Genomic DNA, 337 nt, shown 5'->3' with positions numbered 1-337 from the left:
GATGGTGTTTCAGGACCCTTTGGCGGCTTTCAATCCGCGCCATACGATTAGCCAGATTTTGCAGGTGCCGCTGATTCTGCATGGCAGTCAGCAGCATACGGATCAGCAAATTGTTGAAGTCTTGCAGCGGGTTGGCTTGACAGCGGATATGGCTGATCGCTACCCGCGTGAACTCTCCGGCGGTCAGCGCCAGCGTGTGGCGATTGCTCGTGCACTTCTGTGCAAGCCTGACCTGATTGTGTTGGATGAACCCGTATCGGCTTTGGACGTATCAGTGCGTGCAAAAATCCTTAATCTGTTGGCCGATTTACAGCGCGAAAATGGCATTGCCTATCTG

1 protein-coding gene is annotated in these 337 nt (G+C 53.4%); it reads left to right on the top strand.

Features of this window, described 5'->3' with window-relative positions; genetic code table 11:
- A partial coding sequence (locus tag HBA93_RS19760; RefSeq protein ID WP_221724422.1) for an ATP-binding cassette domain-containing protein occupies positions 1 to 337 on the top strand: 337 nt, incomplete at both ends.

Source organism: Ochrobactrum sp. SFR4 (genome assembly GCF_019730395.1).
Taxonomy (GTDB): domain Bacteria; phylum Pseudomonadota; class Alphaproteobacteria; order Rhizobiales; family Rhizobiaceae; genus Pseudochrobactrum.
Note: the sequence above shows the minus strand (reverse complement) of the source record. Positions and strands in the feature narration are given on the sequence as shown.